The sequence below is a fragment of the Eubacterium ramulus genome (genome assembly GCF_003122485.1).
In the GTDB taxonomy this organism is placed as follows: domain Bacteria; phylum Bacillota; class Clostridia; order Lachnospirales; family Lachnospiraceae; genus Eubacterium_I; species Eubacterium_I ramulus_A.
This window is the reverse complement of the sequence record NZ_JRFU01000213.1, coordinates 1-26,045: the sequence shown is the minus strand read 5'-3', so window position 1 is coordinate 26,045 and position 26,045 is coordinate 1. Positions and strand designations below refer to the sequence as shown.

Annotated in this window: 27 protein-coding genes; 20 read left to right on the top strand and 7 right to left on the bottom strand. The window is 43.0% G+C overall.

Annotated elements, in window-relative coordinates:
• Positions 1-196 precede the first annotated feature (196 nt).
• From LG34_RS15685 to LG34_RS15665, 5 genes are all read left to right on the top strand, one after another.
• Positions 197-880: a response regulator transcription factor gene (locus tag LG34_RS15685; RefSeq protein WP_109216906.1), complete on the top strand. Its 684-nt coding sequence runs from the start codon at positions 197-199 to the stop codon at positions 878-880.
• Positions 865-2,160: a HAMP domain-containing sensor histidine kinase gene (locus LG34_RS15680; RefSeq protein WP_109216905.1), complete on the top strand. Its 1,296-nt coding sequence runs from the start codon at positions 865-867 to the stop codon at positions 2,158-2,160. The genes LG34_RS15685 and LG34_RS15680 overlap by 16 nt, the downstream gene beginning before the upstream one ends.
• A 125-nt stretch (positions 2,161-2,285) precedes the next feature.
• Positions 2,286-3,734 (top strand): hypothetical protein, encoded by a 1,449-nt coding sequence (locus LG34_RS15675; protein WP_109216904.1) that lies wholly within the window; start codon positions 2,286-2,288, stop codon positions 3,732-3,734.
• Positions 3,735-3,737: 3 nt separating this feature from the next.
• Positions 3,738-4,469: an ABC transporter ATP-binding protein gene (locus LG34_RS15670; RefSeq protein ID WP_109216903.1), complete on the top strand. Its 732-nt coding sequence runs from the start codon at positions 3,738-3,740 to the stop codon at positions 4,467-4,469.
• A complete protein-coding gene (locus LG34_RS15665; protein WP_109216902.1) occupies positions 4,457-6,709 on the top strand; it encodes a hypothetical protein in 2,253 nt (750 codons plus the stop codon). The genes LG34_RS15670 and LG34_RS15665 overlap by 13 nt, the downstream gene beginning before the upstream one ends.
• Positions 6,710-6,874: 165 nt before the next feature.
• Here the strand turns inward: LG34_RS15665 and LG34_RS15660 are convergent, their stop codons facing one another.
• From LG34_RS15660 to LG34_RS15650, 3 genes are read right to left on the bottom strand one after another with little or no spacing between them, the layout of a single operon-like run.
• On the bottom strand, positions 6,875-7,483 hold the full coding sequence (locus tag LG34_RS15660) for a manganese catalase family protein (RefSeq protein ID WP_109216901.1): 609 nt from the start codon (positions 7,481-7,483) through the stop codon (positions 6,875-6,877).
• A gap of 3 nt (positions 7,484-7,486) precedes the next feature.
• On the bottom strand, positions 7,487-7,756 hold the full coding sequence (locus LG34_RS15655; RefSeq protein WP_109216900.1) for a spore coat protein CotJB: 270 nt from the start codon (positions 7,754-7,756) through the stop codon (positions 7,487-7,489).
• Entirely contained in the window at positions 7,740-7,961 is a 222-nt protein-coding gene (locus tag LG34_RS15650) for a spore coat associated protein CotJA (protein ID WP_242979928.1), read from the bottom strand. Before LG34_RS15650 ends, LG34_RS15655 begins: the two co-directional genes overlap by 17 nt.
• A 184-nt stretch (positions 7,962-8,145) precedes the next feature.
• On the opposite strand from LG34_RS15650, the gene LG34_RS15645 reads away from it, so the two are divergent.
• A complete protein-coding gene (locus LG34_RS15645; protein WP_109216898.1) occupies positions 8,146-9,648 on the top strand; it encodes a 4Fe-4S dicluster domain-containing protein in 1,503 nt (500 codons plus the stop codon).
• Positions 9,649-9,651: 3 nt separating this feature from the next.
• Positions 9,652-11,490 (top strand): ATP-dependent helicase, encoded by a 1,839-nt coding sequence (locus LG34_RS15640; RefSeq protein ID WP_109216897.1) that lies wholly within the window; start codon positions 9,652-9,654, stop codon positions 11,488-11,490.
• A gap of 221 nt (positions 11,491-11,711) precedes the next feature.
• Here LG34_RS15640 and LG34_RS15635 read toward each other — a convergent pair whose 3' ends face one another.
• On the bottom strand, positions 11,712-12,017 hold the full coding sequence (locus LG34_RS15635) for a DUF1292 domain-containing protein (protein ID WP_109216896.1): 306 nt from the start codon (positions 12,015-12,017) through the stop codon (positions 11,712-11,714).
• Positions 12,018-12,211: 194 nt separating this feature from the next.
• Between LG34_RS15635 and acpP the strand changes: the two genes are divergently transcribed.
• The 9 genes from acpP to LG34_RS15590 all read left to right on the top strand — a co-directional run bounded on the left by acpP (position 12,212) and on the right by LG34_RS15590 (position 20,525).
• On the top strand, positions 12,212-12,445 hold the full coding sequence (gene acpP / locus LG34_RS15630) for an acyl carrier protein (protein ID WP_055289177.1): 234 nt from the start codon (positions 12,212-12,214) through the stop codon (positions 12,443-12,445).
• Positions 12,446-12,451: 6 nt separating this feature from the next.
• Positions 12,452-13,375 carry an enoyl-[acyl-carrier-protein] reductase FabK gene (gene fabK / locus LG34_RS15625; RefSeq protein ID WP_109216895.1) on the top strand — a complete coding sequence of 308 codons (924 nt, stop codon included), beginning with the start codon at positions 12,452-12,454 and terminating at the stop codon, positions 13,373-13,375.
• An 86-nt stretch (positions 13,376-13,461) separates the two neighbouring features.
• Positions 13,462-14,385: an ACP S-malonyltransferase gene (fabD, locus tag LG34_RS15620; protein WP_109216894.1), complete on the top strand. Its 924-nt coding sequence runs from the start codon at positions 13,462-13,464 to the stop codon at positions 14,383-14,385.
• A gap of 79 nt (positions 14,386-14,464) precedes the next feature.
• A complete protein-coding gene (fabG, locus tag LG34_RS15615) occupies positions 14,465-15,214 on the top strand; it encodes a 3-oxoacyl-[acyl-carrier-protein] reductase (protein WP_109216893.1) in 750 nt (249 codons plus the stop codon).
• 34 nt (positions 15,215-15,248) lie between these two features.
• Complete coding sequence (fabF, locus tag LG34_RS15610) at positions 15,249-16,484, top strand: beta-ketoacyl-ACP synthase II (protein WP_109216892.1); 1,236 nt, start codon at positions 15,249-15,251, stop codon at positions 16,482-16,484.
• 89 nt (positions 16,485-16,573) lie between these two features.
• Entirely contained in the window at positions 16,574-17,038 is a 465-nt protein-coding gene (gene accB, locus LG34_RS15605; RefSeq protein WP_109216891.1) for an acetyl-CoA carboxylase biotin carboxyl carrier protein, read from the top strand.
• Positions 17,039-17,048: 10 nt separating this feature from the next.
• Positions 17,049-17,477 carry a 3-hydroxyacyl-ACP dehydratase FabZ gene (gene fabZ, locus LG34_RS15600; protein WP_109216890.1) on the top strand — a complete coding sequence of 143 codons (429 nt, stop codon included), beginning with the start codon at positions 17,049-17,051 and terminating at the stop codon, positions 17,475-17,477.
• A gap of 10 nt (positions 17,478-17,487) precedes the next feature.
• Positions 17,488-18,843, top strand: a complete 1,356-nt coding sequence (locus LG34_RS15595; RefSeq protein WP_109216889.1) for an acetyl-CoA carboxylase biotin carboxylase subunit — start codon at positions 17,488-17,490, stop codon at positions 18,841-18,843.
• On the top strand, positions 18,843-20,525 hold the full coding sequence (locus LG34_RS15590) for an acetyl-CoA carboxylase carboxyltransferase subunit alpha (protein WP_109216888.1): 1,683 nt from the start codon (positions 18,843-18,845) through the stop codon (positions 20,523-20,525). The genes LG34_RS15595 and LG34_RS15590 overlap by 1 nt, the downstream gene beginning before the upstream one ends.
• Positions 20,526-20,691: 166 nt before the next feature.
• Here LG34_RS15590 and LG34_RS15585 read toward each other — a convergent pair whose 3' ends face one another.
• A complete protein-coding gene (locus LG34_RS15585) occupies positions 20,692-21,489 on the bottom strand; it encodes an SDR family NAD(P)-dependent oxidoreductase (protein ID WP_109216887.1) in 798 nt (265 codons plus the stop codon).
• Between the two features lie 298 nt (positions 21,490-21,787).
• Between LG34_RS15585 and LG34_RS15580 the strand changes: the two genes are divergently transcribed.
• Together LG34_RS15580 and LG34_RS15575 are read left to right on the top strand one after the other, a co-directional pair.
• On the top strand, positions 21,788-22,525 hold the full coding sequence (locus LG34_RS15580; protein ID WP_109216886.1) for a TraX family protein: 738 nt from the start codon (positions 21,788-21,790) through the stop codon (positions 22,523-22,525).
• 115 nt (positions 22,526-22,640) lie between these two features.
• The gene (locus tag LG34_RS15575) at positions 22,641-23,177 is read left to right on the top strand and encodes a DUF5662 family protein (protein WP_109216885.1); all 537 of its coding nucleotides are present in this window, start codon (positions 22,641-22,643) and stop codon (positions 23,175-23,177) included.
• A gap of 133 nt (positions 23,178-23,310) precedes the next feature.
• Here LG34_RS15575 and LG34_RS15570 read toward each other — a convergent pair whose 3' ends face one another.
• Positions 23,311-24,195, bottom strand: coding sequence for an RluA family pseudouridine synthase (locus LG34_RS15570; RefSeq protein ID WP_109216884.1), 885 nt, complete (start codon positions 24,193-24,195; stop codon positions 23,311-23,313).
• A gap of 337 nt (positions 24,196-24,532) precedes the next feature.
• Between LG34_RS15570 and LG34_RS15565 the strand changes: the two genes are divergently transcribed.
• Both LG34_RS15565 and LG34_RS15560 read left to right on the top strand, forming a co-directional pair.
• Positions 24,533-25,204: a DNA-3-methyladenine glycosylase family protein gene (locus tag LG34_RS15565; protein WP_109216883.1), complete on the top strand. Its 672-nt coding sequence runs from the start codon at positions 24,533-24,535 to the stop codon at positions 25,202-25,204.
• A gap of 81 nt (positions 25,205-25,285) precedes the next feature.
• Positions 25,286-25,822 carry a methylated-DNA--[protein]-cysteine S-methyltransferase gene (locus tag LG34_RS15560; protein WP_109216882.1) on the top strand — a complete coding sequence of 179 codons (537 nt, stop codon included), beginning with the start codon at positions 25,286-25,288 and terminating at the stop codon, positions 25,820-25,822.
• 14 nt (positions 25,823-25,836) lie between these two features.
• On the opposite strand, the gene LG34_RS16970 is transcribed toward LG34_RS15560, so the two are convergent.
• Positions 25,837-26,045, bottom strand: a 209-nt coding sequence (locus LG34_RS16970) for a hypothetical protein (protein WP_207657036.1), incomplete at its 5' end; no start/stop codon positions are given.

The following is a 26,045-nucleotide window of genomic DNA, read 5'->3' as shown; positions in this document are numbered from 1 at the left end:
CCTCATGATTGAGGGGCAGGGGAGTTGACGTGTCGAAGACACTTTTTTAGTTATAAATAAAAATCTGGTTTGGGTGTATTATTCAATCGGCATTGTGAGAGGAGCATAAATTTGTTATAAAGGGATTGAGCGTTGACAAATTTTTGACATTTATAGATTATACTGATTCAGATAAGAAACTACGGGAGGAGCATCAATGGTTTATAAAATATTGATTGTGGATGATGAAAAAATGATGACGGAATTACTTTCGGATCATTTACGGGATTGCGATTATGAGACAATCACAGCAAATGACAGCAGGGAAGCAATAGAATTACTACAAAAGAATCCAGATTTAATCATTTTGGATATTAATATGCCGGACATGGACGGTTTGGAGTTGTGTCGGAATATCCGAAATCATGTGGATTGTCCGATTCTTTTTGTCACGGCACGGATTACCGAACAGGATAAAATCAATGGATTGCAATATGGCGGCGATGATTATATTACAAAACCGTTTAGCTTGAATGAACTGACAGCACGTATTGCAGCCCATTTGCGGCGCGATGAACGGAATAAACATAAATCCAACACGGCTGTTTTGACATCCAATGACCTGATTGTTAATTTAACGGAGCGATCCGTGTATTATCACGACAAACAGATTCCATTTTCCAGACGGGAATTTGACCTGATCGAGTTCCTGATCACAAATGCTAATCAGGTGTTTGACAGAGAGCGCATTTATGAAGCGGTATGGGGATATGACGCAGAGGGCGACAGCAATGTGGTGAAGGAACATGTGCGGAAAATACGTGCAAAATTAAATGAAGCAACGGGACAGGATTACATAGAGACAATCTGGGGAGTGGGCTACAAATGGAAACGTCAGTAAAGAAAATCAAAAAATTACCCTTGCGTAAATATCTGGTCTTTAGCGTATTGATCACGCTTGCAATTATTGTATTGTTGTCAGCCGCGACTATTTTTGGATGTATGACTTTTCGAAAATATTTGCTGCCGGAGTCGAACAATGTGTTTTTGACAGTGGATGAAACCTATGCGGACGGAACAAATGTATCTTATTCTATGCGGGTCAAAGTTGGCGAAGAAGGCGCAGAGCTTCCGGTTCTAATGTCAGAAGATGGAACGGCTGCGGCATCAAAGCAAACAAAGTATACAATCCAACGGATTGAGAACAGTGTGGATTCTTTAACACCAAAGAGAAAACTGGCATATCGTTTTTGTGGTGCGGTCATGATCGTGTTTCCGTTATTGTTTTCGATTGTTGGAATTTTGTTGTGTGGATTCCATTTTTATAGGAAGAAACTTTCTGTTCCGCTGAATTTATTGTCTGATGCTACAAAACAGATTTCTGACCGGGATCTGGATTTTCATTTACAATATGAAAATGAGGATGAAATGGGAATACTGTGTGGTTCCTTTGAACAAATGCGGCAGACATTGCGTGAAAATTATCGGGAAATGTGGAATCTGCTTGAGGAACGAAGATTGTTACAGGCATCAATCGCGCATGATCTGAGAAATCCCATTGCGGTGATCGAAGGCTATACGGAATATCTGCAGATGAATCTTGCCAAAGGAAAGCTGAATAATCAAAGAGTTTTGAAAATTGCGGAGAACTTAAATCTGGCTGCCCGACGACTGGAGCATTATACAGAGTCAGTTCGTACGCTGAACCAGGTGGAGGACATGGAAGTCAATCGACAGAAGGTGAAAGCGTCGGATTTTGTTTCTGACATGGAAGAGGATCTGCAGATCATGGCGCAGAAACGTAAGATTCGTCTTACAATGGACATTGTATTGGAAAATATAGAAATCTGGGTGGATCCGTCTATTTTGTATCGCGTGTTGGAAAATGTTTTCGGCAATGCGCTTCGCTATGCAAAAGAACGTGTACGGATAGAGGTGTCGTTAGAGAATCAATTATTGTCATTTACGATTATCGATGACGGAAATGGATTTTCGGAAGAAGTGCTGACAAGGCAGAAAAAATTGCTTCTTGCAAAGCCTTCGGAGGATGGACATCTGGGAATGGGACTGGCGATCAGCAGAATCCTGTGTAAAAAACACGGTGGCTGTCTGGAAATAAGAAATGATGTGGGACATCATGCGGTCGTGAACGTAACATTTTCGGTAAACGATACTTTATAAAGTAGACACAATGAGAAGAAGGATTACATAAAAATGGACATAAGAAGTTTGACGGATTTTTGACTTTTGTATGATAAGGTCTCCTTGTAAGCTGTAAGGCAATAAATGCAAGGAGGTCCTTTTTTATGAAGAAAATATTTGCGGTGCTGATGTCACTTGTTTTGGGTGGTTCATTATGTGCCTGTGGAAATGGTGTTCAAACACTGGGAGAAAATACAGGAAAAGAAAGTAGTGGCAGTTCTGTATCGGAAGAACAGGCAGTGGCTGGAGGAATAATGAAAAAGCAGTCGACCCAAGAACAATCATCAAAAGGGCAGGCAGTAGAAGGTTTGCAGATTTTGAATGATTCGGATCATTTGGCGAATTGTTACACGAAGGACGGCTATTATTATTTGACGAAGGATGCCACAGAACTGGAAGACGGTACGTGGGGAACACACCTGATGTATATGGATTTTGCAACCAAACAGGAGGTGTATTTGTGCAGTAATGCGGGATGTAAGCACAATACGGCGGATTGTCCGTCGGTGTTTCTGATGAATGAATTTCCACTTTATGCAAGTGGTATTTTTGTTTATGGGCATAAATTGTATGTGCTGAGCAAGGAAAGTGATAACGAAGGTTCCGTGACGCAGGATTTGGTGGTTAGTTCCGATGATGCAGCAGTTGAGACGGAAGCTGCAAAGGCAGTGTTGTATGAAATGAATCTTGACGGTACCAATCGGCAGAAAGTGTTTACGTTTGATGCCGGACTGACCGTAGAAGATGTTGTACTTGGAGATGAGTCCGGACTTTATTTTGTGACGAAAAAGTTATCCAATACGATGGGAGAAGGGAATAACAGCGTCACAACGTCAACCGACAGAAAACTTGTGTTTTGGAACAAAAGCACACAAAAAGCGGAGGATATCTGTTCACTGAATTATGAGGATGGTATCAACTGGAAAATTATTGGTTGCATGGATAATGCCTTGGTATTATCTGGAACAGATTATGGAAAGGCGCTTACAACGGATGATTACACTAAAAGTGATGATGACTGGAACAATATGTATAAAAATTCCAGTGAGGTTGTGGCTACTCTAGATTTGAATACAAAAACGCTGGATGAAAAATATCGGATGGACAATGCGACATTACATAGTATCGCGGTTATGGATGGAACACTTTACGTGTCAAATTCTGAGACTGGAGAGATAAAAACTATTAATCTGACGACAAAGGAAGAAAAGGTACTATGTACGCTGGCGCAGAATTACATTATGAGTACGTTTGCCCATGTTTTGTGCTGCGATACCTGGAATGACGAAAATGACCGTACTTATTATTTCGTAAACACAGATACCGGCGAAGTGCAGCATTCTTCCCTTGTAAATCAGGCACTTGGCTGGAATCTGGAGTTTAAGGCAGAGGTGGGTTCGCAGATTTTGGTGATTTATGATTATGAATACACGCCACTGGGCGATAATTCCTATGATATTACGCAATACAAATATGCACTGATCGATAAGTCAGATTTGTATGCAGGAAATGCAAAGTATGAGCCGATCCTGATGGTTGGAAAGGGGTGTTAGTGTATGCTTTGTCTTACGAATATAACAAAAAAATACAAAGAGAAGCTGGCGCTGGATGATGTGTCGCTGGAGCTTGCTCCCGGTATTTATGGGCTGCTTGGTCCAAACGGAGCGGGAAAATCTACGTTGATGAATATTGTTACGGGAAATCTGAAGCCGGATGGTGGGCAGGTACTTTGGGATGGAAAAGAGATCAAAAGTCTTGGTGCGCAGTATCGAAGTATTATTGGTTATGCACCGCAGCAGCAGGGGCTGTATGATGCTTTCACCGGAAAACGATTTTTAGCTTATATGGCGACATTAAAAGGCATTTCAAAAAAGGAAATGCCCGAAGAAATTGCGCGGGTATTGTCCTATGTGAATATGACGGAAGCTGCAAACCGTCCGATCGGTACTTATTCCGGTGGCATGAAACAGCGTATTTTGATTGCGCAGGCCATATTAGGGGATCCGAAGCTTATTGTGTTGGATGAACCGACGGCAGGACTTGACCCCAAGGAGCGGGTGCGGATCAGAGAACGAATCGCAGCGCTTGCTGGAGATAAAGTGATTTTGGTATCCACGCACGTTGTCTCTGATATAGAACCAATTGCAAAGGAAATCATACTGATCAAGTCTGGAAAAATCATAGATCAGGATACGGTGGAGCACCTTTGCGGCAAATATGGCAGGGTAAATGGTCTGGAAGAATTGTATATGCGAATTTTTGAGGAGGATACCTCATGTGCAGACTGATTTATTATGAACTTGCAAAAATATGGCGTAAGCGAAGTTTAGCATTGTCCGTTTGTGTGTTGCTGATTTTAAACCTGTTTCTTTTGTGGTATGTCAATTGTTCGAATGGTGAAAATGTGCCGCTTTCTGCTTATAAGTCTTTTCAAAATGAGATAGCGGAAATGTCTGAAATCGAAAAAGGGGATTATATTTCCAATCTGAAAGAGACGATGGATGGTGTCTGCTTAGTTCAGAATGTCTTGGATATGCAGAAAATGCAGGGAGAAAGCGGAAAGGCGCTTGCCGAACAGGAGATGACTGCGAATCCGGGAGTTTTTGAAAAGTATTATAAAACATATCAAGCGGGCAGCTATTTGCATTTTACGGATTCTATCTGGCAGGAAAAGAATCTTATTGATGAACTTTATAATGAACAGCAGAAAGCGGCAGGTTATGAGGAATATTTGCAGTCTGTGCAGGGAAATAAGGCAAGTTTAAGTGGTATTTCGATCTTTGGTAATCAGGATAAAAATAATTTTTCCACAAGAAACATTGAAAAAAGTGCAGAGGATTATGCGGCATTGTCGGATCAAAATATTCGATGGATGCCGTCAAAAGCACTTTCGGTTTCCATGGAAAATATATGGACGGATCTATTTCTGATTCTGTCGGTATTTCTGTTTGCCGGGAATTTGATTTTTGAAGAAAAAGAGAAAAAGCTTTTTTATATTACACGAAGTACGAAAAGAGGGCAGTTTCAGAGTATTTGTGCCAAGCTGACAGCGTTGCTGATTCATTGTATAGCAATTGCGGCGTTGCTTTATGGCTGCAATTTGATTTTTTCGGAAGTTACGATTGGCTTTGAAGATGTGACAGCAAGTATTCAATCGATAGCTGCTTATATGGAAAGCAATCTGAATATCAGCGTTTTAGGGTATATTGCAGGTTCGGTTTTGACAAAGAGTACAGTGCTTTTTGGCATGGGAGCGATTCTTACGGCGCTTTGTATCCTGACGGATCAAATGTTTTTGCCTTATCTGGCAGGGATGCTGTTCTATGGCTGCAGTTACTTATTGTATCTGCTGATTCCGGCGGTTGGAAAAGGTTCGCTGTTTAAATATATCAATCTGATCGGGCTTATGAAAACAGAAAATCTGTATGGAAGCTATTTGAATTTCGATATTGGTGGATATCCGGTTTCACGATTACTGGTTTCGTGGAGCGTGATCATTATGCTTGCTGTGTTTGGAATTACTGCTTTGATTTTGCTTTTTCTGCATGGAACAAATTTTGAGTTGAGCAAGAGACAGTCAAAACAGCAAAGACCGTTTTACCCGCATGCATCATTACTCCGCTATGAGAGTTATAAAATAATGATTATGAATCGGGCACTTGTGATTCTTTTGTTATTTAGTTTTGTGATCGGTGGTCGCGTTTTGAATCAGAAATATAGTCCATCCGTGCAGGAACAGTATTATCAGAATCTGATGATGCAGTTAGAAGGGGGACTGACGGAGCAGAAAGAAGCGTTGATTTTATCGGAACAGGAGCGGTATACGCAGGCGTTTTCTGAAATTGAGAAAATTGATGGGATGGTTTCGGACGGTGAGATTGATGAAAGCACGGGAGAGCAGTTGAAGGCAGACTGGTATGGGATAACATTTTTCTATCCTTCTTTTCAACGGGTGATGCAGCAGTATGAGAACATACAGGAAGACGGTGGTGAGTTTATCTATGACACAGGTTATCTGTATTTCTTTGGAAGAATGAATGACGATTATCTGATTGATCTGTTGCTGCTTTCACTGTGTATGGTGATCGCATTTGGAAATGTGATGGCAATGGAATACCAGAGTGGTTCATGGTATTTGTTGTGTGCAACGAAACAGGGAAGAAAGAAAAGTATTGTTAGAAAAATGGTGGTTTGCATGATGGCGGCAATGATTATGTCAGTGCTTCCAATGATATGTCGGTTTGTGAATATTTCGTCAGTTTATCCGTTGCATGAATTGACAGCAGCGATTACGGATATACCATGTTATCAGGAGTTTCCGTTGGCAATTCCGGTATGGTTTTTCGTATTGTTATTGCTTTTGACCCAAATGGCGTCAATGATCGCAGTTGTGATTGTGGTTTTGTTGATTTCGTATTGGAGAAAAAATTATATTCAGACGATGTTCTTTGCAATACTGATTTTGGTTGTGCCGATTGTTTTGAAACTACTTGGATTTGAGTTTGCGGGATGGGGTTCGGTTTATTAGACCATATGGAAATGATCTGTGCGATTGTTTGATAACGATAGAAATTTATATCGTTGAAAAACGCCTGCGTGGGCAGTTAGAGCTACCCATTGACAGGCGTTTTATTTACGAAAAAATATTATTATAATTTTAATAATCAGAGCATGCGCATATTATTTGTTGTTTTTAGCAGGATGCTTTTACATCAAAATCCGGGTTAAACGCATAGAAGTTCTTGGAATTCAACCGGTCGGTCACGAGGCGGAGTCCTTCTCCGAAACGCTGGAAATGAACGATTTCGCGTTCCCGCAGGAAACGGATCGGATCACATACTTCCGGATCTTTGACCAGGCGCAGAATATTGTCGTAGGTGGTGCGGGCTTTCTGTTCCGCAGCCATATTTTCGAAAAGATCTGTGATGGCATCACCTTTTGACTGATATTCGCAGGCATTGTTCGGAATGCCGCCGGCAGCTACCGGCCAGAGACCAAGGGTGTGATCCACGTAGTAGGTGTCAAAGCCACTTTTCTGGATTTCTTCCGGTGTCAGATCCTGGGTTAACTGACGGACGATGGCGCAGATCATTTCCATATGAGCTAATTCTTCTGTTCCAATGTCGGTCAATAACCCTGCTACTTCCCGGTAAGGCATCGCATATCTCTGGGACAGATACCGCATGGAAGCGGAGAGTTCTCCGTCCGGTCCGCCAAACTGGGAGATGATAATCTTCGCGATCGCCGGATTGGATTTCGTGATACAAACCGGATACTGTAATCTTTTTTCATAATTCCACATAAATTAGTAGTACCCCCTTTCCCATGGCCACGGTGATACGGCCCACTGCCAATAATTCTGCCTTTGTTCTCCGGTCTGGGTAAGGGGACCGAATTTTGTTTCATATTCTGCCACAAAATGGTTATATTTGTGTTTCATATGCTGAAAATAATCCAGCGCATCCGGATCTTTTGGATGGGTATCCAGAAAGAGGGTAATATCGCTGATGGCGAATCCACACTGGTAAATGGCGTTCATCAGCCGCTGTTTTTCTACATTACATGCTGCGTTCACGACACATACCTCCTTTCCCGGTAAACGGTTTATCTAATTCGGCAAAAATAGTACCGACCTGAAGGGCGCGGTCCAAATCATACAGATTCCGGAACTGCTGCCAGGGAACGTAGGCCATGGCAATGGTCTGGTTCTCACAGTCGGGACGTTTAAAATCCGTCATATACGGACGATCAGAGTTCATAGAATTGCAATTACAGTTCAAAATATGATGTCCTTTCCTATTCTAAGGTTTGTTTTATAATATGAAAAGGCGGGGGATAGTGTGCAAATGGTAACTGATTGTTTTTTGTTAAGTACCCCAGGTGTTTTCTATTGACCGGGCAGGGGTTAGGCTTTAAACTAATGGCAGGGATAGGAGAGACCATAGGAAAGGGTGATTAGTTTATATGAGAGGATTACACACACAGGTTTCGGATTTAAGGAAAGATGTTTTTGTTGAGGTTGCGCGTATTGCGTATGAGTCTGAAAATATCAATGATGATTTGGAGGCAATTCCATACAAGTTATCTCCGGATGAGAATCCGCGTTTCAGAGACAGTGTTTACAGAGAGCGTGCAGTAAGTTCCGAACGTACCAGACTGGCACTTGGATTATCTCTTCGACCACAGAATAAACCGGTTCATATTACAAGCGGATTGGATGAAGCAACCGTGGATGAGATGTATTATGAGCCACCTTTGATGCAGGTGATTCCGTCTGCATGTAACGCATGTGAGGATAATGTATATGAGGTAAGTAACCTCTGCCGTGGATGTCTGGCACATTCCTGCATGGAAGTATGTCCGCGGGATGCGATCACACATGTGGATGGACAGGCACATATTGATAAGTCAAAATGTGTCAAATGTGGAAAATGTAAAAGCGCCTGTCCGTATGATGCAATCGGTAAAAAGGTGCGTCCTTGTTCCGTTGCCTGCGGTATTAAGGCAATTGAATCTGATGAATATGGCAGAGCTATTATCAATCAGGATAAATGCTTATCCTGCGGTATGTGTATGGTAAGCTGTCCGTTTGGTGCCATCGCAGATAAATCCCAGATTTTCCAGCTGATTCGTTGTATGAAAAACGGTGGAGAAGTTGTTGCGGAGATCGCACCGGCTTATGCAGGACAGTTTGGCAAAGAGGCGACACCGGATAAAATTTATGCAGCACTGCTGAAATTAGGATTTTCACAGGTATATGAGGTAGCACTTGGTGCGGATATCGGAGCTGTGACAGAGGCACATGATTATGTTTACCATGTAAAAACAGGAGAAAAGCCATTCCTGCTGACATCCTGCTGCCCGGCATGGTCCATGCTGGCGAAAAAACAGTTCCCGGAGATCATTGACAGTGTATCCAAGGAGCTGACACCGATGGTGGCAACCGCCCGCAGTATCAAGAAAGAACATCCGAATGCAAAGGTTGTATTTATCGGACCGTGTGCGGCAAAGAAACTGGAAGCTATGAGAAAAACAGTCCGCAGTGATGTGGATTTTGTTATTACATTTGAAGAACTGGATGCCATGTTTGAGGCGCGTGGCATTGATCCGAAGACGATTGAGAGTCAGGGACATCTGCATGATGCAACTGGAGCTGGTCGTGGTTATGCGGTAGCCGGAGGTGTGTCTCAGGCAATCGAAAACTGTATCCATGAGTATTATCCGGATGTAGAAGTGCTGATTGAGCATGTCGAAGGTTTGGATGAGTGTAAAAAGGTACTGATGCTTGCAAAAGCTGGTCGGAAGAACGGATATCTGATCGAAGGCATGGGATGCCCGGGCGGATGTGTAGCCGGAGCTGGTACGCTGATTCCGGTACCGAATGCGAAGAAGGAAGTACAGCAGATTGTTAAGGATTCTACAAAAAAACTGCCTCCGAAACAATTACGGGAGATAGAATTAAAATAATTTATGAAGATTGACACAAATCAGATCAATGCGATCAGGCACAAAGACGGACCTGAGCTTGTGCTGGCGGGACCGGGGTCTGGAAAGACTCTGGTCATCACCCGCCGGGTGCAGCATCTGATCGAACATTACCATATACCGCCATCCTCCATTCTGATCATTACGTTTACGAAAGCGGCAGCCACGGAGATGAGACAGCGGTTTGAAAAATTAATGGGCGGCAGGAGAGTATCGGTATCTTTCGGGACTTTTCATGCGGTCTATTTTATGATTTTAAAACATGCCTATGGCTATACGGCAGATAACATTGTAAAAGAAGAGCAGCGATTGCAGTTTATGAAGGAATATATTCACCGACTGCGTCTGGAATATGATGATGAGAATGAATTTATTTCCAGTCTGTTCTCTGAAATCAGTCTGGTGAAAAACACATCGGTAAATCTGGCACATTACTATTCATCCTGCTGTGGACAGGATGTCTTTCGAAAAATATTCGAAGCTTATGAATCCTTTTTACATCAGAACCGGCTCATTGATTTTGATGACATGTTGGTATATTGTAAGGAACTGCTGGTGCAGCGTCCGGATATTCTGGCGGCATGGCAGCGGAAATATCAGTATATTCTGATCGATGAGTTTCAGGATATCAATCAGATTCAGTATGACATTATCCGAATGCTGGCGGCACCGCAGGATAATCTGTTTATCGTCGGTGATGATGATCAGTCCATTTACCGATTTCGTGGGGCAAAGCCGGAGATTATGCTGAATTTTACAAAGGATTATCCAAATGCCGGAAAAATAATACTGGATACCAATTATCGTTCCGGAGCGGAGATCGTCAAGCAGGCGGGAAATCTGATTTCCTTTAATGAAAAACGATTTGAAAAACAGATTACACCGGCAGCAGAAACGGGGATTCCGGTGGTAAAACAGGAATTTCAGACACAGCGGGAACAAAATTTGTATGTGATACAGGAAATTTTGCGTCTGCACCGGGAAGGAATGGAGTACAAAGATATGGCAGTGCTGTTCCGTACCAATATGCAGCCACGCTTTCTGATGGAAATGATGCTGGATTACAGTATTCCGTTTACGGCAAAAGACCGGATCCCGAATATTTACGATCACTGGATCACGCGGGATTTGTTTGCGTACATAGACATTGCCAGAGGTGACCGCAGCCGCGGCAATTTTCTGAAGATCATGAACCGTCCGAAACGGTATCTTTCCAGAGAAAGTCTGCCCTATGAGGAAGTTGCTTTTGATGTGTGGGAAGAATTTTATGAGGATCAGGGGTGGATGGTGCAACGTTTGGAAAAATTGCAGATGGATCTGAAGGTGATCGCGGGAATGCGCCCGTTTTCTGCCATCAACTATATTCGCAAAGGTGTGGCGTATGAAAATTATCTGCGGGAATATGCGGATGTGCGCCGGATTCCATTCGAAGATCTGACAGACGTGCTGGATGAATTGCAGGAAAATGCCAGAGGATTTGATACCTTTGACACCTGGTTTGAGCATATCGAACAGCTGCGGGAAGAACTGGAGGAACAGGCAAAAAGCTACAAAGCGACAGATGGAGTAAACTTAAGCACATTACATTCATCCAAAGGATTGGAATACGATACGGTATTTCTGGTAGACGTAAACGAAAAAGTCATGCCAAATAAAAAAGCAGTGCTGGATGCAGATTTGGAAGAAGAACGCAGAATGTTCTACGTCGGAATGACGCGGGCGAAGAACCGGTTGTATCTGCTCTGGTCGCATCAGATTCGAAATAAAGACATGGATCCGTCACGGTTCCTGACAGAGTGCGAATCTGCCAGAATTAAACGATAGAAGACCAATAAAAAGATATTATCTTGTGTATCATAAAAGCAAAAATGTACTAGATAAAAATATATTAACCGCTGGCTTTTCATAACCTAAAAACCAGTCACAGAAGAATAAAATTCACAAAAGTAAAAGAAGGGAGAGTCAAATTTTTCTCAGCGAACGATTGTTAGTGAGCGAGATAAATTTGACTCTCCCTTTTCATAAATTTTCGTTTTGAATGCAAATTACATCTGATCAAATTCTTCCTCATCCAGTAACTCATCAAACCGGTCACTGACAGCATCAAACTCATCATCACTGTCAATATTCTCCAGAGACGGATTACCTTCCTCATCCTCAAAGTAGCGGTAGAAGATCACTTCCTCATCATTATCAACCGGAACCAGTGCAATGTAATTCTGATTATCTACATCAAAAATTGTCAAAATCTGACATTCCAGCTGGGAACCATCATCCAGATCCAGAGTAACAAACATTTCCTGCGGATCGAAGATTTCTTCTTCATTATTTGTGTTATTCGTATTGCTCATTTTAATTGCCCTCATCTTTTTCTATATATTCTCTATATAGGAATTTACCCCATAGAATACTACAAGTATAAAAATTCGTAGAACAAAAGTCAATTCTTTTTCAAAATTTTTTGTTGACAAAGGAAAAGAAATCTAATATACTTTGAATATCAAAATATTTGAAATAAAAATTATTTGAAAGGAAGAATAAAATTATGTTAGAGAAAATGAAAGAAATGATCGCTGATCAGTTATCTGTAGATGAGGATAAAATTACACTGGAGTCCAACTTCAAAGAGGATCTGGATGCAGATTCCTTAGATTTATTTGAGCTGGTTATGGCTCTGGAAGAGGAGTACGGTATCGAGATTCCGTCTGAGGAACTTGAGAGCCTTACAACAGTTGGAGCAATCATTGATTATCTGAAAGCACATGGTGTAGAGGAATAAATTTAAATGAAGACAAGAATTACAGAACTTTTTGGAATTGAATATCCGATCATTCAGGGCGGCATGGCCTGGGTAGCAGATTATCATCTGGCGGCAGCAGTTTCCAATGCAGGTGGTCTGGGACTGATCGGAGCGGCAAGTGCGCCGGGCGATGTGGTTCGGACACAGATCCGCGAAGCAAAAAAACTGACAGATAAGCCATTTGGTGTAAATATCATGTTGCTGAGTCCATATGCAGAGGAAGTGGCACATGTTGTTGTGGAGGAAGGTATCAAAGTTGTGACAACCGGTGCCGGAAACCCTGGCAAATACATGGAAATGTGGAAAGCTGCCGGAATCAAAGTTGTTCCGGTTGTCGCAAGTGTGGCGCTGGCAAAGATGATGCAAAAAGCAGGTGCGGACGCGGTAGTTGCAGAAGGTGCCGAGTCCGGTGGACATATCGGAGCTGCCACAACTATGACACTGGTTCCGCAGGTTGTAGATGCAGTTGATATCCCGGTGATCGCAGCCGGTGGTATTGCAGACGGCAGAGGATTTGCAGCGGCAATGATGCTTGGTGCAGAAGCAGTACAGATCGGTACCAGATTCTGTGTGGCTACCGAGTGTATCTGTCATGAGAATTACAAACAGAAGATCATCAAGGCGAAAGACATTGATTCTGAAGTAACCGGCCGAAGCAACGGACACCCAATCCGCTGTCTGAGAAATCAGATGTCCAGAGAGTATCTGCGTCTGGAGAAAGAGGGAGCCGGATTTGAAGAATTAGAGCGTCTGACCGTCGGATCTCTTCGAAATGCAGTCATTGACGGGGATGTCAAAAACGGAACCGTTATGGCAGGACAGATTGCAGGCCTAATCAAAAAAGAGCAGAGCTGTAAGGAAATTGTAGATGAAATTATGGAGCAGGCAGAAAAATTACTGCACTGTTAATAAGAAAAGTTGATTCAGGAAGAACAGAACAAAAACTGTTTTTCCTGAAAAACTGTTGAAATGATAAGCGAAAAGGAGCAAATGAAATGAAGAAAATAGCGTTTATTTTTCCCGGTCAGGGGTCTCAGTACGTTGGCATGGGAAAAGATTTTTATGAGACTTTCCCATGTGCAAAAGAAATGATCGATCTGGCAGAAAAAGTAAGCGGTATCCCTATGAAGGAGCTTCTTTTCGAAGAAAACGAAAATATCAATATCACAAAATACACCCAGATTGCAATGCTTGCAGATGAGCTTGCCATCTGGAGTGTACTGCGTGAAAAAGGACTGGAATCTGTGGTAAATGCAGGTTTAAGCCTTGGTGAGTACGCAGCTCTGGTTGCATCCGGGGTGATGACACCGGAAGATGCATTCCGCGTGGTTGCAAAACGCGGAGAATATATGCAGGAAGCGGTTCCGACAGGTGGAGCGATGACAGCTGTGCTTGGCGCTGATACCGCAGTCATTGAAAAAATCTGCGAGGAGACCGAAGGAATCGTATCCATCGCAAACTACAACTGTCCGGGACAGATTGTAATCACAGGTGAGCAGCAGGCGGTAGATGCGGCAGCAGCAGCCTTAAAAGAAGCAGGTGCGAAACGGTGCACACCACTGAATGTCAGCGGTCCGTTCCACTCCGCCATGTTACTGCCGGCAGGAGAAAAACTTGCGGCAGAGTTAGAACATGTAGAAATTCATGAAATTGCAGTTCCTTATATTACAAATGTAACTGCTGATTATGTGACAGACCCGTCACAGGTAAAGGAATTGCTGAAAAAACAGATTTCCTCATCCGTCCGCTGGCAGCAGAGCGTAGAGCGCATGATCGCAGACGGTGTAGAGGCATTTATTGAAATTGGACCAAAAAAATCCCTTTGTGGATTTATGAAACGTATAGATAAAACCGTTCCGGCTTATCACGTCGATAAGGTAACGGATCTTGATAGTGTATTGAGTGAGTTAGCTCAGTAGATAAAACTTCCACTTTTATAAGCAGTGAGTTTTACAGGTAGTGAGAAATATCGAAAATTGCTTAAGTGCAGGAGGCAGTATGGAAAAATTATTAACAGATAAAGTTGCGATCGTTACCGGCGCAAGCCGCGGAATCGGCAGACAGATTGCTATGACACTGGCACAGGAAGGTGCTTATGTCATTGTAAATTATAATGGATCAAAAGAAGCGGCAGAGGCAGTGGTAGAGACGATCACAGCAGCTGGCGGTCAGGCAGAGACCTGGCAGTGCAGTGTGACAGATTTTGCGGCTGTGGAAGAAATGATCAAATCCATTTATAAAAAATTCGGTCACATTGATGTTCTGGTAAACAATGCCGGAATTACAAAAGACAATCTTCTGATGAAGATGAAAGAAGAAGAGTTTGACGCAGTCATTGATACAAACCTGAAAGGAAGTTTCAACACTATGCGTCACGTTGCAAGATATATGCTGAAACAGAAAAGCGGAAGCATCATCAATATTTCTTCTGTATCCGGAGTACTTGGAAATCCGGGTCAGATGAACTACTGTGCTTCCAAAGCAGGTGTTATCGGAATGACAAAATCCATGGCAAGAGAGATTGCAAGCCGCGGCATCCGCGTGAATGCAGTTGCACCGGGATTTATCGAGACAGAAATGATGGATCAGATGACAGATGCGGCAAAAGAAGCAGGAAAAGCGCAGATCCCGTTTGGTCGTTATGGAAAAACAGAAGAAATCGCAAATGTTGTTGCGTTTCTGGCATCTGAAAAAGCGTCCTATATCACAGGTCAGGTGATCTGTGTGGATGGCGGCATGGCGATGTAAACAAAGAAAATAACCATTAAAAGGAGACATATAGATGAGACGAGTAGTAGTTACTGGAATGGGAACCGTCAATCCCATCGGTTTAAACGTAGAAGAATACTGGGAAGGTCTGAAAGCCGGAAAAACAGGTTTCGGCGAGATCACCTATTTTGATACCACAGATTTTAAGGTAAAAGTTGCAGCAGAGGTCAAAGGTTTTGTTGCAGCAGACCGCATGGATAAAAAAGCAGCAAGAAGAATGGAGCCATTTGCGCAGTATGCAGTAGCAGCAGCAAAAGAAGCATTCGAAGATGCAGGTCTGGATATGTCAAAAGAAGATCCGTACCGCGTGGGTTGTGCCATCGGTTCCGGTGTTGGAAGCTTACAGTCCATCGAGCGTGAGCACAAAAAACTTCTGGAAAAAGGACCTTCCAGAATCAACCCGCTTCTGGTTCCGTTGATGATCACAAACATGGCAACCGGAAACGTAACCATTCAGCTTGGTTTAAAAGGAAAAAGTATTAACGTGGTAACAGCCTGTGCGACAGGCACACATTCCATCGGTGAAGCATACCGTTCCATCCAGTACGGTGAGGCGGATGTCATGCTGGCAGGTGGTACTGAAAATGCCATTACTCCGATCGGTGTCGGCGGATTTACTGCACTGACCGCACTTTCCACATCCAACAACCCGGAGCGTTGTTCCATTCCGTTTGACAAAGACCGCGATGGATTTGTCATTGGTGACGGAGCAGGCGTTGTTGTTCTGGAAGAGTTAGAGCATGCAAAAGCAAGAGGTGCAAAAATCCTTGCAGAAGTAGTTGGATACGGCGCAACCAGTGATGCATACCATATCACATCCCCGGCAGAAGACGGAGAAGGTGCAAAAAATGCAATGTTATTTGCCCTGAAAGACGCAAATGTAGCGCCGGAAGAGATCACATACATCAATGCACACGGAACAAGCACACATCACAATGATTTATTTGAGACAAGAGCCATCAAAGCAGCCTTTGGTGATCATGCATATGATATCAAAGTAAACTCCACAAAATCCATGATCGGACATCTGCTTGGAGCAGCCGGAGCAGTTGAATTTATTGCATGTGTTCTTCAGATGAACAATGGTTATGTACATCAGACTGTAGGTCTTGAGCATCCGGACGAAGAACTGGATCTGGATTATGTACAGGGACATGGCGTGGATATGGATTTTGAGTACGCCCTGACAAACTCTCTGGCATTCGGTGGACACAACGCAAGTTTACTGATCAAAAAATATACAGAGTAAGAAAGAATATGTTAGCAGAATGGGATTCGTTATTGGTTCAAAATCAATAATATATCCCATATCTGCTGTATAGATGGAAAGGAAAAAAGATGGAAGTTAGCCAGTTAATCGAATTAATGAACGCTGTTTCCGAGGCAGGTCTGACAGATTTCTGTTATGAAGAAAATGGCGTTTCCGTAAAAATAAAAAAACATCCTGAGAAAAAGATTGTAGCGTCTGCACCGGTAGAAATGATCGCACCGTCAGCCGTTGCAGCACCGGCACAGATTCCGGCAGCAGCACCGACAGCAAAAGATTCAGATGCAGCAGAAGAAATCGGCGGAAATACCGTAAAAAGTCCTCTGGTTGGAACCTTTTATTCTGCAAGTGCTCCGGATGCAGCACCGTATGTACAGGTGGGCGATACCGTGAAAAAAGGTCAGGTACTTGGAATCGTGGAAGCAATGAAGCTGATGAACGAGATTGAGTCCGAGTATGACGGAACCGTAAAAGCAATTTTGGTAAAAAATGGCGATCTGGTAGAATTTGATCAGCCAATGTTTGTCATTGAGTAGGAGGTCTGGGATGTCAGTTTTAACAACAAAAGAAATCATGGAAATCATTCCGCATCGTCAGCCGTTTCTGCTGATCGATACGATTGAAGAATTAGAGCCGGGCAAACGCGCGGTAGGAAAAAAATGTGTCAGCTACAATGAGCCGTATTTTGCAGGACATTTCCCGGCAGAACCGGTGATGCCAGGTGTGCTGATCGTGGAAGCACTGGCACAGGTTGGTGCCGTAGCAATCCTTGGATGTGATGAATTCAAAGGAAAAACCGCTTATTTTGGAGCCATCAATTCTGCAAAGTTCAAACGTAAAGTTGTTCCGGGAGACGTTCTGATGCTGGAAACAACCATGATCAAGCAGAAAGGACCGATCGGTGTGGCTTCCGCAAAAGCAACCGTAGACGGAAAAGTAGCGGTTATCGCAGAGTTGACCTTTGCCATTGGTTAGGAGAGAGAACATGTTTCAGAAAATATTAATTGCAAACAGAGGTGAGATCGCAGTGCGTATCATTCGCGCCTGTAGAGAACTTGGTATCACTTCTGTGGCAGTCTATTCAACTGCAGATAAAGACGCGCTGCATACCCAGCTGGCAGACGAAGCCATCTGTATCGGAAAAGCAGCACCGGCAGACAGTTATCTGAATATGGAACGGATTTTGAGCGCAGCCATTGCATCCAAAGCAGAAGCCATCCATCCGGGATTTGGATTTTTGTCTGAAAATGCAAAATTTGCACAGATGTGTGAGCAGTGTCACATTGCTTTCATCGGACCTTCCGCGGAAGTCATCCGTCGGATGGGAAATAAGCAGGAAGCAAGAAACACTATGATCAACGCAAAAGTTCCGGTTGTTCCGGGCACAAAAGAAGCAGTTTATACCGCTGATTATGGTCTGAAACTGGCAGAACAGATCGGTTTTCCGGTTATGATCAAGGCAGCCAGCGGCGGCGGCGGAAAAGGCATGCGTATTTCCCGCAGTGCCGAGGATTTTACAGAAAATTTTGAGGTGGCACAGACAGAATCCGTCAATGGTTTTGCTGATGACACCATGTACATTGAAAAATATATCGAGGATCCGCGCCATATTGAGTTCCAGATTCTGGCAGACAAATTCGGGAATGTCATTTCTCTGGGTGAGCGTGATTGTTCCATTCAGCGTCGTCATCAGAAGATGGTGGAGGAATCTCCGTCCGCAGCACTGGACGACAAACTCCGTGCCCAGATGGGTGAGGTAGCTGTTCGAGCAGCAAAGGCAGCAAAATATGAGAGCGCCGGAACCATCGAATTTTTATTAGATAAAAACAAAAAATTCTATTTCATGGAAATGAATACACGAATTCAGGTAGAGCATCCGGTAACAGAGCTTGTCACAGGTCTGGATCTGATCAAAGAGCAGATTTTTATTGCAGCAGGAGAGAAGCTTCAGTGGAGACAGAAAGATATCTACATCACCGGTCATGCCATTGAGTGTCGTATCAATGCAGAGAATCCGGCAAAGAATTTTATGCCTTGTCCGGGAAAAATCGAGTATCTGCATTTGCCGGGAGGAAACGGTGTCCGCATTGATTCCGCCATTTACACCGGTTACACGATTCCGCCAAACTACGATTCTATGATCGCAAAAATCATTGTATACGGAAAAGACAGACAGACAGCTATCGATAAAATGCGCAGTGCACTGGGTGAAGTCAACATTGACGGAATTACCACAAACCTGGATTATCAGTACGATATTATTACACATCCGGTGTTCCAGTCCGGAAATATTACAACCGGTTTTATCGAGCAGTATTTTGAGAATAAAGGTGAAGCATAGTGTTAAAGTTTAAGAAAACAAACTATATTACAGTTCCGCGAAAAGAGCAGGATATCCCGGAGGGCATGTGGATCAAATGTGACGCATGCGGGGAATTACTTTACAAAGAAGATGTGGTACACAATCACTATTCCTGTTATAAGTGCGGCAAATATTTCCGTCTTTCCACAAAGCGCAGACTGCGCATGGTTGCAGACAAGCAGTCCTTTGAAGAGTGGGATACCGGTCTTCAGACAGCAAATCCCCTGGAGTATCCGGGTTATCCGGAAAAATTGGACGGATTAAAGGAAAAACTTCATATTGATGAAGCTGTGACAACTGGGGTATGCACCATCAAAGGCGAGAAAACAGTGATCGCAGTTTGTGATGCCCGTTTTCTCATGGGAAGTATGGGATATGTGGTAGGTGAAAAAATCACCAGCGCGGTGGAAAAAGCGACAGAAATGAAACTTCCGGTTATCATTTTCTGCTGTTCCGGCGGTGCCCGTATGCAGGAAGGAATGGTCTCCCTGATGCAGATGGCAAAAACATCCGCAGCGCTAAAGAAACATTCCGATGCAGGACTGTTATATATTTCTGTGCTTACCGATCCGACCACCGGTGGTGTGACAGCAAGTTTTGCCATGTTAGGTGATATTATTCTGGCAGAGCCGGGTGCGCTGGTAGGATTTGCCGGTCCCCGTGTCATTGAACAAACCATCGGACAGAAGTTGCCGGAAGGTTTTCAGCGTGCAGAATTTCTGGTAGAACATGGTCTGATCGATGGTATTATCCGCCGCGAAGATATGAAAGATACGTTAGCCCGTTTACTCCACATGCATACACAGAAAGCCTCTGCCGATACACTGGAAGCTTTTGATGTATCCGCTTTGGCACATACACATCATGAGAAAAAGGCAAAAATGACAGCCTGGGATCGTGTGATGGCAGCGAGAGCTTCCGAGCGACTTACTGCGTTAGATTATATTCATGAGATTTTCAGTGATTTTGAGGAATTTCATGGAGACCGTCATGTGGATGATGACGGAGCAACTGTAGGCGGTATTGCTTATCTGGATGGATGTCCGGTTACTGTCATCGGGCAGCAGAAAGGACGTACTACCAAAGAAAATATTACAAGAAACTTTGGTATGCCGTCTCCGGAAGGATACCGCAAGGCTTTACGTCTGATGAAACAGGCGGAAAAATTCCACCGTCCGATTATCAATTTTATCGATACACCGGGTGCATTTCCGGGACTGGAAGCCGAGGAACATGGACAGGGTGAGGCGATTGCCAGAAACCTGTATGAGATGGCGGCATTGAAAGTGCCGGTACTCAGTATCGTCATCGGTGAAGGTGGCAGCGGCGGTGCGTTGGCACTGGCTGTCGGAAACAAAGTCTGGATGATGGAAAATGCGACTTATACGATTCTTTCACCGGAAGGATTTGCGTCTATTCTCTGGAAAGATGGAAAACGTGCACCGGAAGCAGCAGATCTGATGAAAGTAACGGCAAAAGATCTGTTGGAAATGGGAATCGTAGATGATGTTATTGACGAGCCGATGCCGGCGAGTGAAGCGAATTTGGTGGAACTCAGTAAAGATATGAAAAATCGGATTCGTGGTTTTCTGGCGGAAAATCTTGGAAAAGAACCGGAAAAACTTGCCGAAGAGCGGTACGAACGGTTCCGAAAATTCTAAGGTGACTTAAAAATTTACTACGTTAGGTTATAATAGGACCTCCTGCAATTTTATCTCAGTCGCTACCAATCGCTCCTTGAGAGAAAATTGCAGGAGGTCTTAATTTACGAAGTGAAGTTAGTAAATTTTTGCGCCACCTTGCACTACGTGCCGCCCAAAACGAAACTTAAACGCGTCGAAGTAGTTCCCACCAACCCATAGCTACGACAGGCGGCATGATTTTACAGAACAATCGATGCACAAAACAGACCGGTCCCGGAGTGGATACCCAAAGTCCGAGTTTATTATCCAGCAAAGCAAGACGTACCACAGATTTTGTCCTGGAAGCCAGTGGAAAATGGTGTACGGCACGGGCTGCTTTTGGATTGTCGGTATCTTTTGCAACACCGATAAATTCGGTATCTTTGATCCAGTATGGGCAGACGGCTGTCACATAAATCTGTTTTCCTATCAATTCCCAGCGAAGCGCCTGACTGTAGCGGAGTAGAAATGCTTTCGATGCAGCGTATACATTGAGTCCCTGCATTGGTTGAAAACCGGCAGTGGAACAAATTTGTAAAATTCTGGAACCCTTGTCAAAATGTGGCATACAAATTGCTGTCATATGAACGGCTGCTTTACAATTCAGATCAATCATATGGGTTAATTCTTCCGGCTGCAACGTAAATGGTCCGCCAATTTTGGCAAGACCGGCAGCATTGACCAGATATTTGACAGTAGGAGCTTCGATGTCCAGTTTATCCTGAAAATCTTTCATCTGTTCGTCATCTGTAATGTCCATCGGCATAGCGGCACCGACACAGATCCCTGTGGCAGAAATTTCCTGTGCCAGAGCGAGCAGAGATTCTTTTCGTCTGGCAAGAAGCCAGATTTCATCAATTTCAGAAGCATAGTTTTGACAAATCTGCAAAGCAAATTCACGTCCAAGACCACTGGAAGCGCCAGTGATAATTGCAATATTCATATATATAAAATCCTCCGGATTATTTCGAAAAATAAGTTGCCGTGCTATCAATAAAATTTCCATAATAAAAATGGTGATAGAACTTCTATTATCTTATAACAAATACGAGTCCTACGCAAGTCATCGTAGAATAAACAGCAGATGGGGTGCATAAATAATTGGGTTATGTGCAAATAGCATGAGGAAATTGTAAAAACGCTTCTGAATCTGATAGTGTAATAAAAAATCAGGTTACATATAGATAAATCTATGATAAGATAATTTGGTGGAAATTACAGAAAGTTAAGAGGACGTGTTTATGAATAAAAATTATAAATGCATCAACAGTTTTGCACTGAAAATGATTGCCATTATAACAATGGTCATTGACCATGTGGGCGCGGTGCTGTTTCCAATGAACATGATATTTCGTTATATTGGAAGGATTTCATTTCCATTGTTTGTGTTTTTGCTTGTTGAGGGAAGTATTCATACCAGCAAGATTCGAAAATATGAATTGCGGATGTTTTTGTTTGCACTGATTTCGGAAATCCCATTCGATCTGGCTTTTTCAAATGAAATCGTAGATATCCATTCCCAAAATGTATTTTGGACGCTGACGATTGGTTTGGTGATGCTGGATCTGATTCAGAATGGAGCATCTTATGTGAAGGGACATAAAGGCAAGATGCTACAGGAAGTTTGGATCGAAGGGCAACCGATTCCGATGGTGTGGCAGTTTGTTGTAGTAGCAGTTTGTGCCTGCGTGGCACAGGCATTGCAGACAGATTACGGTGCTGGTGGCATCTTATTGATTTATTTTATTTGGATGCTGCATGAGAATGTGATCGCTCAGGCAGTGGCATTTGTCATCATTTCGCTGCTGTTTTTCGGAAGTGTGGAACTGCCGGGTGTGATTGCCTTTTTGCCAATCTTTTTGTATAATGGGAAGAAAGGCCCATCGGCAAAATACGTGTTTTACGCGTTTTATCCGGTGCATTTGTTTATTTTGCATCTGATACAGATGAGTACTGCATTTGTGTTTATCACATTTTAAGTATGATATTTGTATGGCTATGGAAGAAGGATGTATGTGAAATTCTACATGTGATTTTAGTTCGCATAAGTTGAAAATCCTTCGATTTGGAAATTAAAGCGGGAGGCATATTTTTTTGAGATTCTGGAAACATTTAAAGACAATCAATCATCATAAAATGCTGGTCATGAAAGGCTGTTTTCGGGTAGGTCTGTACAAGCAGGGCCTGTTGCATGATCTGTCAAAATATATGCCGTCGGAGTTTCTGGTTGGCTGCAAATATTATCAGGGAGATGTCAGTCCGAATAATGCAGAGCGAAAGGACAAGGGATATTCTTCCGCATGGCTTCATCACAAAGGGCGAAATAAGCACCACATGGAATACTGGATTGATTATGGTGTGCCGCCGGAGCCGGCGATGGTAGGAATGCGTATGCCGGACAAGTATGTGGTGGAAATGTTTATTGACCGTATGTCTGCTTCGAAAAATTATCAGAAGGAAAAATATACGGATCGCAGTGCGTTGGAGTATTATCTGCATGGAAAAGATCGTCATATTATGCATCCAGAAGTACGGGAATTGCTGGAAAAATTGTTGTATATGCTGGCAGATGAGGGCGAGGATGCGACTTTTGATTATATTCGCAGAGAAGTATTGCATAATAAAAAGTAAGACCAGAAGTTTGATTAAATATAAGGGATATTTCTCAGCTGAAAAGCAAGAAAGTGTGAATGAAAAAGCAAAAAATAAGGTGTTATATAAAAGTTGCCGGAAGGTATGGGTAAGTTCTATCTCAATCGAAGTTTTATGACTGAGATAGAAGCTGCTGCATATCTTCCGGCAGTTTTGCGTTTATGGTTAATTTTTCACCCATGATTGGGTGTGTAAAGGTCAGGGATGCACAGTGCAGTGCCTGACGGTTCATGGAATGATCTTCCGGATGATACAGAAAATCTCCAAGAAGCGGATGCCCGATGTGTTTCATGTGTACCCGAATCTGATGGGTGCGCCCGGTTTCCGGTCTGACACGAACCAGAGAAATCTGTCCGTTGGTCCATTCCCGGATAAAGTGAGTCACGGCAGAATCACCATTTTCAAAATCCACGCACCGCTCAATGACAGAATCTGCGGCACGGCAGATTGGTGCATCAATCGTTCCTTCTTCTGGAGTAACACCGTCGCAAAGTGCCAGATACTCTTTCTGAATCTGTTTTTGCTGCATTGCTTTTGAAAGGACAGAAGCGGAAAGCATGTGTTTAGCCAGAAGTGTGACACCGGTGGTGTCCCGATCCAGTCGTGTGATACAGCGAAATGTGTAGGGAATCTGCTGTGCGGTATAATACCACAGCACGCCATTCGCCAGTGTTTGCTCATAATGATTGATGGAAGGATGAATCGGCATATTTGCCGGTTTGTCAATGACCAGAATATCCTCATCTTCATATAAAATGGAGAGAGGAATTTCGTTTGGCACGATATTGTCGGAACCTTCGTTTTCTTCTATGTGGATGTGAAGGGTGTCACCGATGTGAAGTGGTTCGTTTACGTAACTCCAGATGCCGTTTTTTAAAATACTTTCCGGTGTTTTTTTCAAATGTACGATTAAGTTAGAAGAGTAGCCGTGTTCCTTTAAAAATTGAAGGATGCTGTCGGATTCTTTTGTAATCTGATAATTTAAATTTCGAATCATACTATAAATAATTGAAAAATTGCATATCGATATCACATAAAAACATGAAAAATATGCATAGTCTATGAGTGCCTGTTTTTGTTAAAGTAAATTATATGTACTATAGAATATAATGAGTACAAACGAGTCAACATGTTTGTGTAATTGATTCGTGACAAATGCTGACTATGAACTAGATATCAGATATGATTATATATTGTTATCTGTTACTTGACAATTCCGAATTTCCGTGGAATGCTGTTTAGAAGATGATATCGACGATAGAGCCGAATGATGATTCAGACTACATAGTAAAATGAAAATAAAAATCAGATAAATCACAGAACGGAGAAAATACATGTATTTTGAATATGGAGAAACAGAAATAGAATATCTGAAACAAAAGGACAAAAAGCTGGCAGAAGTGATAGATACACTTGGAATGATCGAGAGAACCGTGGACACGGATCTTTTTTCTTCTGTGGTACACCACATTATCGGTCAGCAGATTTCCATGAAAGCTCAGGCAACGATCTGGCAGCGGATGCAGGACGATCTTGGTGTCATGAATGCGGAAACGATTCTGGAAGCAGGAATCCCGAAATTGCAGGCATATGGAATGACGTTTCGAAAAGCGGAATATCTGACGGATTTTGCAGAAAAAATAAAAAGTGGGGAATTTGATCTGGATGCAGTATGGCAGATGTCAGATCAGGAGGCGATTGAGGCGTTATCGTCATTAAAAGGAATCGGTGTGTGGACGGCGGAGATGATTCTGCTATTTTGCATGCAGAGACTGAATGTGTTTAGCTATGGTGATCTGGCGATTTTGCGGGGACTTCGTATGGTGTATCATCACAGAAAAATTGATAAGAAGTTGTTTGAGAAGTATCGCAGACGTTTTTCACCGTATTGCAGCGTAGCGAGCTTGTATCTGTGGGCGGTGTCAGGTGGTGCGATTCCGGGTATGAAGGATTATGCGCCAAAAACGGTAAAAAGTAAGACGGCAGATAAGAAGAAAGCGAAATAAAAATGTCATTCGGAATTACATTAAAGTAAAAAAGAATAACTGTATTGTAGAAGAAAGATGAAAAGGATATGAGGTAGAAACATGGAATACATACATCATTATAAATCTCCGTTGGGAGGCATCACCATGGCAAGTGACGGCAAAGCACTGACTGGTTTGTGGTTTGACGGTCAGAAATATTTTGCTGTGACTTTATCAAAAGAGCATGAAAAAAAAATGTTGCCGGTATTTGAAGCAGCAGACCGTTGGTTAGACATTTATTTTCAAGGAAAAGAACCGGATTTTCTGCCACCAGTTTCTTTTGCCTGTGGATCAGAATTCCGGCAGGAAGTGTGGAAAATTTTACTGTCTATTCCGTATGGAAAAACCATGACTTATGGAGAAATCGCGACATGTATCGCGCAACAGCGTGGACTTAGCAGAATGTCAGCGCAGGCCGTTGGCGGCGCAGTTGGTCATAATCCGATTTCTATTATCGTGCCATGTCACAGAGTGGTTGGAGTGGATGGGAGCTTGACCGGGTATGCGGGTGGTATTGCCAGAAAAGTCAGTTTGTTGAAACTGGAACATGCGGATATGGAGCAGTTTTATGTACCGAAAAAAGGAACGGCGTTATAAAAAATGCTTTTTCTCTATTGGTTTCCCGATGTTAAAAAGCGCATTTTTTTGAACAGGGACATCCGCTGGCAGCAAAGGAGCGTATTGATATTCATGAACTGGAGAATGAGCCTTTTATGCTGTTGGAACATGGTGGAAAAACGGAAGTGACAGAATTGTTGGAAATGTATGGTGTTCATCTCAGTCTGAGATGAGACTCCCACTTCTGCAAGTGGTGAGTAGT